The organism is Clostridium beijerinckii (assembly GCF_008705175.1).
GTDB classification, from domain to species: domain Bacteria; phylum Bacillota; class Clostridia; order Clostridiales; family Clostridiaceae; genus Clostridium; species Clostridium beijerinckii.
In genome coordinates this window covers 2,034,257-2,047,806 of sequence record NZ_CP043998.1, presented here as the reverse complement: position 1 = coordinate 2,047,806, position 13,550 = coordinate 2,034,257, and the positions used below count along the sequence as shown (strand labels likewise).

Genomic DNA, 13,550 nt, shown 5'->3' with positions numbered 1-13,550 from the left:
AGAAAAATATAAAATTCATAATGTTTTTTATCGGGCTATACACCTTTTTCGAATAAGTTTTTAATATTATATTTTATATTGTCAATTATATTGCCTTTCTTCACATCTCTATCGCAATATATATCTACTTCTCCCACTTTTTCGCTACCCAAATAAACTTCACATTTTCCAACTATATCTCCTGCTTTGTATTCTTTTTGTAGTTCATCTATAACAATTTTCTTATCTAAATCTTTATTACCACCCTTAGGAATTATAACATTTAAATCATCTTTTGCCATTGCCATAAAGAACTTATCTGTTTGTTCATCCATATATACTTTATCTATTTCTTCATCTTTAGATACAAGTTTTTTACCTTCATACTTTGAGAATCCATAATTAAGTAAAACACCCGCATCACGATTTCTTATTTTGTAAGTTGGTGCTCCCATTATTACAGATAGCATTCTTACTCCATTTCTTGTTGCTGTAGCGCTAATACAGTATTTAGCTTCATCTGTAAATCCAGTTTTTAGCCCGTCACATCCTTCAAAAAACCTAACTAATTTATTGTGGTTTACTAGTTCTATTGGAGATTTTCTTCCTTCTGATATATTATCCATATAAGTTCCTGTGTATTTCAATACCTTTGGATGTTTCAACAACTCTTTTGACATTATTGCTATATCTTTTGCCGTAGACATATGTCCATCAGCTGGTAATCCATTGCAATTTTTAAATGTTGTATTAACCATTCCAAGCTCTTGAGCCCTTTTGTTCATCATATTAACGAAGTCTTGTTCTGTCCCTCCAAGATATTCTGCAAGTGCAACTGCAGCATCATTTCCAGACGCTATAGCTACACCTTTCAAAAGTTCTTCAACAGTTCTTATTTCTCCAGTGTCTAAAAGCATTGTACTTCCGCCCATTTTCTTAGCATTTTCACTACAAGTTACTTTATCATCTAATTTAATTTTTCCACTATCTACAGCCTCCATTGTGAGCAACATAGTCATAATTTTTGTTACAGATGCTGGTGCAAATTTTTCATCTGCATTCTTTTCATAAAGTACTTTACCGCTCATTGGTTCCATTAATAAAGCTGATCTTGCTTCAATATTAGTTCCATCTGATTTTACTTTTTCATCTGTATCTACAGCTTTGGCTAAGTTAATTGGTAAAAGTAATAAAGTAAAAATAAATATCAAAGTAAAAGATATAATTCTTTTTGCATTATTTTTCATAGTTACTGCCTCCTTTCAAAATTAGTGTTACCATAAGAAGAAATAATATAACAAGTAATTCTAATTTTCTTAACAATATGACAATATTTTTAACTTATGCATAACTACCGAAATAAAGGGTATAAATATATTTAATAAAAAACTTCTAGTAACTTTAAATTACTAGAAGCTTTTTTACTATTTATCAAATTTTATATCGCCTAATAATGCGGCAAAAGGATTATCATTAAATTCCTCTGCTTCTTTCTTCATTTTCTTCATATAATTATTCACTTCTCTTTTATCAATCTTTCCATTTTTCTCAAATCTCTTCTTAAATTGAGAAGCTTTTTCTCTAAAATTGCAGTTACTGCCAGGGCATACGTATATTGCTCCCTCACCATTTCCTCTTAGTTCCAATTTCTTCTTGCACTCTGGACATCTAGCATTTGTCACTCTAGCTACACTTTCTCTATATCCACATTCTCTATCTTGGCAGACATTCATTACTCCATTTTTACCTTTAACCTCTAATAGATACTTGCCACAATTAGGACACTTCTTTCCAGTTTTATTATCATGAACAAACTTATTATTTGTACCTTTAACATCTTCCACTAAAGCAACTGAATAGTTTTTCATTTCTTTTATAAATGAATGATCATCTCTTTTTCCTTTTGATATTTCATCTAATTGGCTTTCCCATTTAGCCGTTAAAAGTGGTGATTTTAAATCCTTTGGCACAAGTTCCATTAATTGTTTTCCTTTTGACGTAGGAATTATTTCCTTGCCCTTTTTTTCTATAACAAATGAATTAAATAATTTTTCAATAATATCTGCTCTTGTAGCAACTGTTCCAAGGCCACCTGTTTCACCTAAAGTTTTAGCAGCTTCCTTGGAAACATTAATATATTTATGAGGACTTTCCATCGCTGATAAAAGAGTAGCTTCTGTAAACCTAGCTGGTGGTTTTGTTTCACCTTTCTTTATATTAACACTCTCTACTCTAATATTGTCCCCAATAGACACTGTAGGAAGAACTTGCTCTTTTATTTCTTCTTCATCACTATCTTCTTCTAATCTATCATAAAGCTTTTTCCATCCTTTAGCTTTAATAACTTTTCCTTTAGCTACAAGCTTTTCCCCCTGAACCTCTGCTTCTATTGTGGTTTGAATATATTCAAAGGGTGGAAGCATAACGCTTAAAAATCTTTTAACCACTAAATCATAAATTTTTCTTTCTTCAGATGATAAAAGTGCTAAATTAGGCTTTTGTTCTGTTGGAATAATAGCATGGTGATCACTTACCTTTGAATTATCTACAAAACTCTTATTGCCAATTATTTTTCCTTTAAGTAGTTCTTCTGCTACAATTCTATATTCTCCAATAGAAATTGCTTTTAATCTATCAGGAATAGTAGCCACAATATCAGTAGTAATATATCTTGAATCTGTTCTTGGATAAGTTAATATTTTATAATTTTCATAAAGCCTTTGCATTATGTTTAATGTCTGTTTTGCAGAATATCCCCATATTTTATTTGCATCTCTTTGAAGTTCTGTTAAATCATAAAGAGCTGGAGAAAACTTTTTCTTATTTGCTTCATTTATATTTACTATTTTCCCCTCTGAATTTTTTAGTTTTGAAGCTATCTTATTAGCAAATTCTTCATCAAATATTCTCGAATTATTGTCTTTATTTACCCATGCTAAGTTAAATCCCTTAGTTTTTCCTTCTAAAGTATAATAAGTTTTTGGTTTAAAATTTCTTATTTCATCTTCTCTTAACACAATCATAGATAATGTTGGAGATTGAACTCTTCCTGCTGATAATTGTGCATTATATTTACATGTCAAAGCTCTTGTCACATTAAGTCCTACAAGCCAATCAGCTTCTGCTCTACATACTGCTGCTTTATAAAGATTTTCATAAGCTGCACCTGGTTTTAAATTTCTAAATCCATCTAAGATTGCTTTTTCTGTTTGAGATGAGATCCATAATCTTTTAAGCGGCTTTTTCACCCCTGATTTCTCCAAAATCCACCTAGCAACTAATTCACCTTCTCTTCCAGCATCTGTAGCAATTACAATATCGCTAACATCATTTCTCAATAATTGTTTTTTTACTTCATCATATTGTCTCCCTGTTTTTTTTAACACCGTAAGTTTCATATGTTTAGGAAGCATTGGGAGTGTTTCCATTTTCCACTCTTTATATTTATTATCATATCCTTCAGGATCCATAAGCCCAACTAAATGCCCCATTGCCCAAGTCACTATATATTTACTACCTTCTATATATGAACCTTTATTTTGGTTACACTTAAGAACTTTTGCCAAATCTCTCCCCACTGATGGTTTTTCTGCTAATACTAATGTTTTACTCATTTTTTCTCCTTGTCGATAAAAAATTCAATAATAAAAATTTATTTCTTATCATTGTTTATTTTCTATACTTAATTTTATTTTAGTAAAATATATATTTCTCAAATTAATCATATTTATTTTACAAATTTTAAGACGTCTTATCGTTTATTTAATTATTCTAGTATATGATTATCAGTATGATTTTTAATTACTTTATCATTATACAACGTTTTTCTTGATAATCCTATTATTTTGAATCAACTATTCTCAGCTTAGTCATTTTTAAAATCACTAATTCTTTACACCCACCATTATTTTTCAATAATTAACTTGAATTTATGATTAACCCTACTATCATAGATGCTTAATGACCATTTTCACTGTACTGCTATCATATAAATATAACTCATATCTACATAGTCTTTGTCAAATAATTAGTTAATTATTTAGCTTATAATTTGTTTTAAAGTAAAAACTCAATTCTATTCAAACATATTTATGTATATATTTAAATATACTAACTTAATTTTATTATAAATTTATATAATAATAACTTTAATGTTCATTAATAAAGGAGGTTTTTATGGGAACTAAAAGATGGATTGCCAATGTAGATAATATAAATTACACTATAGAATATTCTAAAAATTTTTTAAGAAAGACCCTACTAGTAAATAACATTCCTGTAAAACTTCAAAGCTCTAAAACTTTTGGAGTTACACGCGAGACTACATTTAAACTAGGAAGTAAAACCGCTATTCTGGTAAGTATAGATAATAACTGTGATATTGCTATTAATGGTACATACTTAGATTCAGGAAAAAACTATGTCCAAGTAAAATACATGCCTGGCTGGAATTTTATATTTTTAGGCTTAATTTTACTTATCTTTATACTCTCTTACGATAGTCTATGTTCTGCACTTTTTACTTTAGCAGGTTTTTATTTTCTTATAAGAGTAAGTATAGAGCCATCTTTAAATACAAGGCAGAGACTTCTAATTTGCTCATTTATAACATTCTCCATGCATTTGTTTTTTTGGGGTGTTTTATTTGTATTAATTTCTATTTTGTAATATTTTCTTGCAAAAGGATTATAAAATAGAATATTATTTTTTATAATATCTATACTAAATTTACCACAATTAATTTTTCTTAATGTAGACATACTATATATATAATAAATTAAAGGAGATGATTTTGTGGACAATAATAATAATAAAGATTATTCAGAAAGTAATTTTTTAAGAAATGGTAACAAAACTCAAAATCAATATGCGAAAAGTAGTTACAATACAACAATAAAAAAGCCTGGAAGAAATGAAAGTGGTATTGAAGCTGAAAAAAGAGGATTTTAATTTCCGAGCCAAATTAACATATTAATAATAAATTTCCCCTAAAAATCTATTATGCTTTTTAATCTAAAATAGAAGAAGTTTCATATAGTTAAATCCTTACAACTATATGAAACTTCTTTTATTCAATAAGTACTTGAAAATATATAATTCTAATTTAAATCATTTATAAATATTATACTCATCTAATAATCCTAAGATTCTTTTTACCGCATGCTTTGCATCTTTAGGTAATCTTTCCATAGCTTGTTCCCTTTGACTTTCATCACTAATTTGAGCTATTTGAATAACTCTTTGCTGAAGTCCTGGCACCTTGTTTAATTCAGATACAGCTTTATTAAATTTATTAGCAAAGTCAGGATCTTGTTGCATTCTTTGTTGAACATTCATGATTAATTGATAAGGATTCATTAATTTTTCCTCCCATAAAACCTTCTTTCTTCATAATATATATTATTCTGAAATACTTTAAATGTTCATGAGAAATTTTTAAATAAAATATTTATAAAAACTTAATCTTAATTTTATTAGTTTTTTTCATATATAAGCTACTCCAATTGACTTTAATTTGTTCGTTATTCTACTATATTTTTCATTATTAATAATTCCTATGCTATTGCTGGGTATGATAACATTAAGTCCAATCTTAACCGCACTTCTTGCAGTCTTAAAAATACATTCATTATTATCAACTCCAACCAACTCTATTTTACTCACTTCATTCTTTTTCATGAATTTCACTAAATTACTATTTCTAAAAGCACTTGTAAATTGTTTTTCAAAATAATTTTGCGATACTATCTTAATCCTCTTATCCAATTTGGCCCCTTTAGTTCCTACAAGACCGTATCCAAAAAACTTCTTATAAAAAAAATTATTAGGAAGTACACTAGCAATATAAATTACTATATCTTTATTTCTCTGATAAAATATAATTTTCTTATTTATATTATTAATAAGATTATCTATATCTTCAAAATTAAATTTCTCTTTATTACGCTGTTCACCAATAAAATCTTCTTGAGCATCAATAATCAAAAGTGCTTTTTTCATCTATCTCCTCATCTTCCACATAAATCATATTATATTTTCAAAATCTCTTATGTAAATTCTAAACCTCAATTTATTTTATTATTATCTCAAGTATTTAATTACTTATTTAATTATAAATAATAGCGACAATAAAAATAAAAATTTCTATTTACTCTTTAGAATTCTAGATAAATATAACAAGAGGCTTCATATAAATGAAGCCTCACTATGTCCTTATTACTTAATTATATAATGGATGTTTATCACATAAAGTTTCTATTCTAGTCTTAAGAGCTGATAAATCTCCATCTCTCTTCTCTATTGCCTCTGATATAACTGCTGCAATTTCAGCCATATCATCCTTTACAAAACCTCTAGTTGTTATCGCTGCTGTACCAATTCTGATTCCTGAAGTTACAAATGAACTTCTTGTTTCATTAGGTACTGTGTTTTTATTAACAGTTATTCCAACAGAATCTAATAAAGCTTCTGCTTCTTTTCCTGTTATGTCTTTGTTATTTAAATCAACTAAGAATACATGGTTATCTGTTCCACCTGATACAATTTTAAAACCTCTAGCTATTAATTGTTCTGCAAGTTCTTTACAGTTTTCAACTACATTTTCTCCATATGTTTTAAAACTTGGATCTAATGCTTCTTTAAAACAAACAGCCTTAGCAGCTATAATATGCTCTAAAGGACCTCCTTGTATTCCTGGAAATATGTTTTTATTTAATACTTGAGCATATTTATCTTTACAAAGTATTAACCCACCTCTTGGACCTCTTAAAGTCTTATGAGTTGTTGTTGTTACAAAATCAGAATATGGCACTGGTGATGGATGAACACCTGCAGCAACAAGTCCTGCAATATGAGCCATATCTACCATTAGTAATGCACCAACTTCATCAGCTATTTCTCTAAACTTTGGAAAATCTAAAATTCTTGCATATGCGCTTGCACCAGCAACTATAAGCTTTGGCTTATTTTCAATAGCTAGCTTTCTTACATTTTCATAGTCAATCATCTCAGTTTCTTTATCAACTCCATAAGATACAAAGTTAAACAATTTTCCTGAAAAGTTAACTGGAGAACCATGAGTTAAATGTCCACCATGGCTCAAATCCATACCCAATACAGTATCTCCTGGTTCTAATACTGCAAAATATACAGCCATATTAGCTTGTGAACCTGAATGAGGTTGAACATTAGCATGCTCTGCCCCAAATAATTCCTTAGCTCTATCAATTGCAATTTGTTCTATTTCATCTACAACGTGACATCCTCCATAATATCTTTTATTTGGATATCCCTCAGCATATTTATTAGTTAAATAAGAGCCCATAGCTTCCATAACAGCCGGACTTACAATATTTTCTGAAGCTATTAATTCTATTCCTTTTTGTTGTCTAACTAGCTCTTTCTCAATTAAATCATAAATTTCTTTATCTTCTCTTTGTATATTTTCAAAATTCATCTTAATAAATCACCCCAATATATTTTTGTTCCCTAACGGGCACGAGAAACCACTTTAACATAGTATAAAATATGTACAAGAGTTTCACTTATATTCAAATTATATGTTTTCTTACTAAATTTATCAACTATTTTTTATATTTTTATATTGCCTTTAGTAGAATTTGTTATATTTTATATTATCTTATAGATTCAGTCTACTATATTAATATGCTTAACTTCCAATGATTTTATCCGCTGATAACATATAATCTTTCATTATTAAATATTATATAACTTACTCCTATAAGAATTATTTATTATGTGCTATAATTCATTTGTTATAAAAAATATATTGGAGAAAAAATTATGGACTTAAATAAATTACTCAAAGTATCTACATTGGCTGGAAAAATAATGCTAGAAAGTGGTGCCGAAACTTATAGAGTCGAAGAAACCATTAGTAGAATATGTACTGCCTTTGGTGCTCATACAGTTGATAGTTTTGTAATACCGACAGGGATAATTGTAACAGTCACTTATTACGATGAGGTTGCTACCCTTGTTCAAAGAATTATTTCTAGGGGTGTTGATTTACATAAAGTAGATTTAGTCAATGATCTTTCTAGAAAAATACAAACAGAAACTATTGATATAAATGAATTTAATAAAGAACTTACAAACATATCGAATAGCCATAGGTACTCTAACTTAACCACTTTATTGTGGTCTGCTCTTAGCGCAGGATGCTTTAGTATTATGTTTGGTGGAAATCTTAAAGACTTTATTTCTGCAAGCATAATTGGCGCAGTAATAAAAATCATTGTTGTTATATGCCAAAAATTAAATATAAACGAATTTTTCACTAATTCCTTAAGTGGAGGATTGTGTGCATTTTTAGCTATAGCATTCATAAAATTAAATTTATCTAATAATTTAGATAAAACTATTATAGGTTCTATTATGCTTCTTGTTCCTGGGCTCACAATTACTAATGCAATTAGAGATACTATAGCTGGTGACTTTTTATCTGGTATAACAAAAGCCTCCGAAGCATTTTTAGTTGCGGTTTCTATAGCTGTTGGCACTGGTGCAGTTTTAAGCCTATTTATAAATAACTTAGGTTAATTCTAATCCAAATAATAAGCTAATAGAATATATTTCATTTTTATTATAATATTTAGGAGGTTTTATGCTAACACAAATTGCAGTCTCATTTTTAGCATCCTTAGGCTTTGGAATAATTTTTAATATAAAAGGAAAGAATTTAATATTTGCATCTATAGGTGGTGCTATAAGTTGGTTTTCTTATCTTTATTTAAAAGAAAATTATATAGGTGATATCTTATCATTGTTTATATCCTCAATACTATTTAGCATATATTCAGAAATTTGTGCAAGGCTTTTAAAAACACCTGTAACAACTTTGGTAATTTGTGCACTTATTCCACTAGTTCCTGGTTCTGGAATGTACTATACAATGTACGAAACAATAAGTGGCAATATAAACCGTGCAGTAGAATTAGGGTTAAATACATTAGCTAGTGCTGGAACATTAGCATTAGGGGTAATATTTGTATCTACTATAACAAAACAGGTAACAAATTTAAAAAAAGTTAAAGAAAAATTACTAGAAAAATAAATTAACTGGATTATTTTTCTAGTAATTTTTTAATCTCTTTTATTTCTTCTCTTAAATCATTTAATGATAATTCCAAATGGTTTATCTTACTATCCATGTCCTCTTCTGAATTTTTCTTCTTAATATCATTTGTTGATTTATTAGGTTTATTTTTGCTTGAGTTAGTATTTTGCGAACTACTACAAAACGGATTACTTACATTATAACTTTTAGGATTAAAGTATATTCCTGGTCCTCCTTGGAAATATTGCTGCTGGGCATTATATGTCTCTATTACTTGGCCAACTAATTGCAGCCAATTTCCTAATGCATTTTGAACATTGAACGGAAGCCTTCCTGATAATATATTTCCCAATATCTCTCCTATAAGAATAAATAGCTGTGGATCTACATCTTGAAATCCGTTTGGAATATCTCTACATTCTGAATTTTCAAACTCATCCTCTGTTTTATCTCCATTGTCATTTTTACCACAACTACTATATCCACAAGCTCTCGCTAGATTCTCAAAATCATTCCATCCCTTAAACTCCATAGTTTCCTCTAAATTGTAATTACTTTTTATCATTATATTATTTATTTTTAGCAATGTTCCTATAATACCAACAGCAAGTCATTTCTACTTACTTCATTTAAGTAAAGATTTATAAACCAAGTCTTCTTTCAAGCTCCAAAATTCCATCTTTAACTTCCTCTATAGGAAGATTACCTTCCGCTAATTCATCGTAATCTTTTTCTTTAAGTCTGTTGTAAAATTTAATTCCTTCTAAAATAATGCTACCATCATTATCAGTCTTTCTAAGAATATAAAATAAGGTATCCTCTGCTCTATCAAACTTATTAGTCAGTTCATATATTCTAAATATTTTCTTGTCTAAATCTAAGGAAAGTTCATAATTAATTAATTCATCTGCTACTTCTGTTGCTTCATAAAGATATTTCTCATTTATCTCATCATCTTCAATATAAGCCTTATAAAAACCTTCTAGTGACTTTTCATAATATTGAATTTTAGCGCTTTCATTATTTTCCTTATCGCTAATAAGTCCTTGAAGTTTCATAAGACTTCCAAATGCTATAAATTTTTCTGCATTATAATGCGTTTCTTTACCTATAAAACTTTCTATGCTGCTGAAAGAAAATATGTCTATAGTTCCTATATCGATTCCTACGAGAGCCTTAAGTTTTTTGTTTATTTTTTCTTTAGCTTCTCCTATATCACCCTTTACTATATCCTTTCTTACTTCTTCATTTGTTAATGTTAAAGTATTCTCTATCTCTTTCATATAATCATTCTTTATCATTGAGTCGCACCTCATCTTTTAAATTATTAGTTAAATTTGTATATTCCTAAAATATAAATACCTTTGCATTTAATTATTATACTCATAAAAATTTATAAAATATTAGATTTTCTAATACATCACATTTTTATACATTTCTCATACAATATAATATAAAAAGAATCTCTTACAACTAAATTATACGGAGAAAAACTTGATAAACTTATGATAGTATGGAGGTAATTTATGAATATTATTTGTGAAAATGAACATGATTATGATTGCTACGATACTCGTCCTAGCTGCACTTATTCTGACAATCGTCCTAGTTGCAGATGTTACAATCGTGCCCCAGAGCCTGGTAGAGCTTTACTAAATGTTGGTTCTGGTGGAGTTGGACCATTGCCTATAATTTCAACACCATTATCTAGACCTATACCTGTAGCTAGTGTTTCTCTAGATACTACTAACATGTGTAATCCTAAAGTGCTTTTAACATTTACTAGCATAATTTCTTTACCTGTAGATATTTTAGTAAATTTAAATTTCACATTAATAAAAACAGTTGGTGATGGAGCTCCTCAACCAATAGGTGGAACATTTACTTTCGCCGAAACAGTTAGTGTCTTAGAATCTGAATCATTTAGTTTTCAATTTTGTGATTGCAATCCAGCTTATGCTAATACGACTTATACAGTTCAACTTGAGCCAACTAGCTTAATTTCTGTAACAGCTGGATTAACTATAACTAATGCAGTATTATCAGCTTTAGCTGTTGAATCTCTATAATTATAGCTAATTATATTAAAGGGAGCTCTTTTGAGAGCTTCCTTTATTTTTATATTTTAAACGAAATTTAATACCCTTAATATTTCTACACCAATTTCTCTTTCCGTACCTTTATAAGGATAGCAATGAATATGAATTGCAGGATTAAAATTTAGTTCGATTATTGAGTAATTAGAATTTTCGTCGTTAAAATTTTCAAGCATCATGTCAACTCCACAAATTCTTGCGTTTACAGCATCCGCTGCATTTACAGCTATTATTTTAAACTTTTCAGGAATACTATCAGTATAATCTATACTATCTCCTCCAGTGCTTATGTTTGAATTCTCTCTTAGATAAACAATTTCGTCTTCCTCAGGGATATAATTAAAATCTTTATTTTGTTGCTTTAAAAATAATTCTGCACTTTCATCTAAAATTATCTTTTCAAGTGGTGTTACATAGTGATGACCTCTTAACGGATCCTGATTCTTTATTTCCACTAGTTCCTTAATAGAACTGACTCCATCCCCTTTAACATTAGCTGGAACTCTATGAAGTATTCCTGCAACTTTACCGTCTATAACTAAAAAACGATATTCTTTTCCCTTAACAAATTCTTCTATGAGAACTGTATTATCATATTTAAATGCGAGTTCAAAAGCCTTTTTAATACTCTCTTCATCAGCGCCTTCTTTAAATATACTTATACCTATCCCAAAATTTGTTGATTTTGGTTTAATAACAACTGGCTTTTTAGTAAATTCTTTTATTATATTAAAAGACTCATTTATTGAATTTACCTCAATTCCTTTTGGAACCTTAATACCACTATCAGAAAGAACTCTTTTAGTCACGCTCTTATTTTCCATAATTAAAGCAGTTATATAGCTATCTTTTGATGTTTTAGTTGCCTGCTTAATATATTCTACTTTATTATTCTTTCTAAGTGATATGAAATTTTCGAATTTATCCAAAACTTCAACTTCTACTCCTCTTTTAATGGCTTCTTTCATTAATATTTGAGTAGATAGCTCTAATTCTTCATATCCTTCCAATTTAAATCTGTTTTTATAAGAATTTTCTTTATATTTTTGTGCTATATCTAAATGGGCATTGATATATCCTTCTTCTTTTACTTTTTTTTCAATTTTATAAGCATATGTTAGTTGATTATTCTTAATTTTTTCGATCATCAAGTCAATAATTCTTTCTTTTCCAAGATTCAATTTATCATTAATATCTCTTATATTATTTAATATTTCTACTCCCCAATGCTCTTTGGAAATAAGCTCTCCATCTTTCTTTAATAAAACATCTTTTTGTCCTAGTTTTGAAATTATATTTTGGTTTTCTGTTCCCTCTTCCTGCCATCTATCATAGTCAGTTTCTTCATTAATTAGCAAAAACAAATTAAATACTTGAAGAAAATACAGATCATCTAAGCTTATTCCTCCTTTTTCAAAAGGATTAATATCAATACTTCTATATTCTAGATATTGGATTCCATCTTTACTAAGTGAATTAAAGAAATCACTTGGATCTTTTGGTTTAAGCCTTACACAGCTATATAATTCTTTATGGCTTCCTATAAGCTTATCGCTTACAAATCTCCTTAAACTTTCAATATGCTCATCAACAGAATTATAATTAGGATATAGATCTATTTTATTCTTATACCCACATTCACTATTTCTATAAGACAAAGCCCCTTCATTTGAAAAACTATCATGTGCAATTTCCTTAGATGAATTCATACAAGGTCCCATATAGCTTTTGTCAACAACTCCACTTGCTCCTAAAAGATAGATAATAATCCACCTATACCTCAAGTAATTTCTTGTAACCTTTAAGTATAAGTTATTTTTAAACTCCTTGTATCTCAATTTCTGATTTTCATTAAATATTCCACTAAAAAGCTTATGAGTGTTCTGTCTTTCATATAAACAGTATAACTTTCTCAAGAAATCATCATCAAAGGAAAAATTATAATGGATACCACATATAAGCTGTTTTTTACCTCCATATTTTTTTATTAAATTTTCTCTGTAACGTCTAGCTTCTCTACCTTTTTCATTGTCACCATATTCTGCAATTCTAATTTTATCATCGGTAGGTACTATTCCCGGCATAGACTGTGGCCATAAATATTCATCCTCAATTTCCATTGCAACAATATCATATAGCACTCTAGAAAAATTATATGTTTCCTCTATATTTTTAAATGGTGGTGTTATAACTTCTATTTGACTTTCAGCAAAATCCGTAGTTATATATTTGTTTTCCACTTTCTCACCAAACACTGCTGGATGTCTTTTAACTGATAACTCACCTTTATTATTTACTCTTAAACTTTCTCTTTCTATACCATAATTACCTTTTAATAACTCAAAAGGCGTAAATAATTCTTTAAGTTCATTTAACATTGACTGCCTCCCCATATA

At 28.7% G+C, this 13,550-nt stretch carries 13 protein-coding genes; 5 read left to right on the top strand and 8 right to left on the bottom strand.

Annotated features, from left to right (window positions below):
• Positions 1–35: 35 nt before the first annotated feature.
• Both F3K33_RS09290 and F3K33_RS09285 read right to left on the bottom strand, forming a co-directional pair.
• Entirely contained in the window at positions 36–1,226 is a 1,191-nt protein-coding gene (locus F3K33_RS09290) for a D-alanyl-D-alanine carboxypeptidase family protein (protein WP_039771837.1), read from the bottom strand.
• 177 nt (positions 1,227–1,403) lie between these two features.
• On the bottom strand, positions 1,404–3,593 hold the full coding sequence (locus F3K33_RS09285) for a DNA topoisomerase III (RefSeq protein ID WP_039771836.1): 2,190 nt from the start codon (positions 3,591–3,593) through the stop codon (positions 1,404–1,406).
• Positions 3,594–4,155: 562 nt separating this feature from the next.
• Between F3K33_RS09285 and F3K33_RS09280 the strand changes: the two genes are divergently transcribed.
• Together F3K33_RS09280 and F3K33_RS26320 are read left to right on the top strand one after the other, a co-directional pair.
• Positions 4,156–4,647 carry a hypothetical protein gene (locus tag F3K33_RS09280; RefSeq protein ID WP_039771835.1) on the top strand — a complete coding sequence of 164 codons (492 nt, stop codon included), beginning with the start codon at positions 4,156–4,158 and terminating at the stop codon, positions 4,645–4,647.
• Between the two features lie 126 nt (positions 4,648–4,773).
• A complete protein-coding gene (locus F3K33_RS26320) occupies positions 4,774–4,929 on the top strand; it encodes a hypothetical protein (RefSeq protein WP_011969194.1) in 156 nt (51 codons plus the stop codon).
• Between the two features lie 159 nt (positions 4,930–5,088).
• Here the strand turns inward: F3K33_RS26320 and F3K33_RS09275 are convergent, their stop codons facing one another.
• The 3 genes from F3K33_RS09275 to glyA all read right to left on the bottom strand — a co-directional run bounded on the left by F3K33_RS09275 (position 5,089) and on the right by glyA (position 7,435).
• Positions 5,089–5,337, bottom strand: a complete 249-nt coding sequence (locus F3K33_RS09275; protein ID WP_011969193.1) for a hypothetical protein — start codon at positions 5,335–5,337, stop codon at positions 5,089–5,091.
• Positions 5,338–5,463: 126 nt separating this feature from the next.
• Positions 5,464–5,979, bottom strand: a complete 516-nt coding sequence (locus tag F3K33_RS09270) for a cysteine hydrolase family protein (RefSeq protein WP_154861661.1) — start codon at positions 5,977–5,979, stop codon at positions 5,464–5,466.
• 220 nt (positions 5,980–6,199) lie between these two features.
• Complete coding sequence (gene glyA / locus F3K33_RS09265) at positions 6,200–7,435, bottom strand: serine hydroxymethyltransferase (protein ID WP_039773945.1); 1,236 nt, start codon at positions 7,433–7,435, stop codon at positions 6,200–6,202.
• A gap of 347 nt (positions 7,436–7,782) precedes the next feature.
• Here glyA and F3K33_RS09260 point away from each other — a divergent pair, with 347 nt between their 5' ends.
• Complete coding sequence (locus F3K33_RS09260; protein WP_017209635.1) at positions 7,783–8,541, top strand: threonine/serine exporter family protein; 759 nt, start codon at positions 7,783–7,785, stop codon at positions 8,539–8,541.
• Positions 8,542–8,605: 64 nt separating this feature from the next.
• Entirely contained in the window at positions 8,606–9,055 is a 450-nt protein-coding gene (locus F3K33_RS09255; protein ID WP_017209636.1) for a threonine/serine exporter family protein, read from the top strand.
• Positions 9,056–9,065: 10 nt separating this feature from the next.
• On the opposite strand, the gene F3K33_RS09250 is transcribed toward F3K33_RS09255, so the two are convergent.
• On the bottom strand, positions 9,066–9,590 hold the full coding sequence (locus F3K33_RS09250; RefSeq protein WP_023975067.1) for a hypothetical protein: 525 nt from the start codon (positions 9,588–9,590) through the stop codon (positions 9,066–9,068).
• Positions 9,591–9,699: 109 nt separating this feature from the next.
• Complete coding sequence (locus F3K33_RS09245; RefSeq protein WP_023975068.1) at positions 9,700–10,359, bottom strand: DUF6483 family protein; 660 nt, start codon at positions 10,357–10,359, stop codon at positions 9,700–9,702.
• Positions 10,360–10,584: 225 nt separating this feature from the next.
• Here F3K33_RS09245 and F3K33_RS09240 point away from each other — a divergent pair, with 225 nt between their 5' ends.
• Positions 10,585–11,127 (top strand): DUF4489 domain-containing protein, encoded by a 543-nt coding sequence (locus F3K33_RS09240; protein ID WP_017209639.1) that lies wholly within the window; start codon positions 10,585–10,587, stop codon positions 11,125–11,127.
• A gap of 56 nt (positions 11,128–11,183) precedes the next feature.
• On the opposite strand, the gene gshAB is transcribed toward F3K33_RS09240, so the two are convergent.
• Positions 11,184–13,532 (bottom strand): bifunctional glutamate--cysteine ligase GshA/glutathione synthetase GshB, encoded by a 2,349-nt coding sequence (gshAB, locus tag F3K33_RS09235; protein WP_023975069.1) that lies wholly within the window; start codon positions 13,530–13,532, stop codon positions 11,184–11,186.
• Between the last annotated feature and the right edge of the window lie 18 nt (positions 13,533–13,550).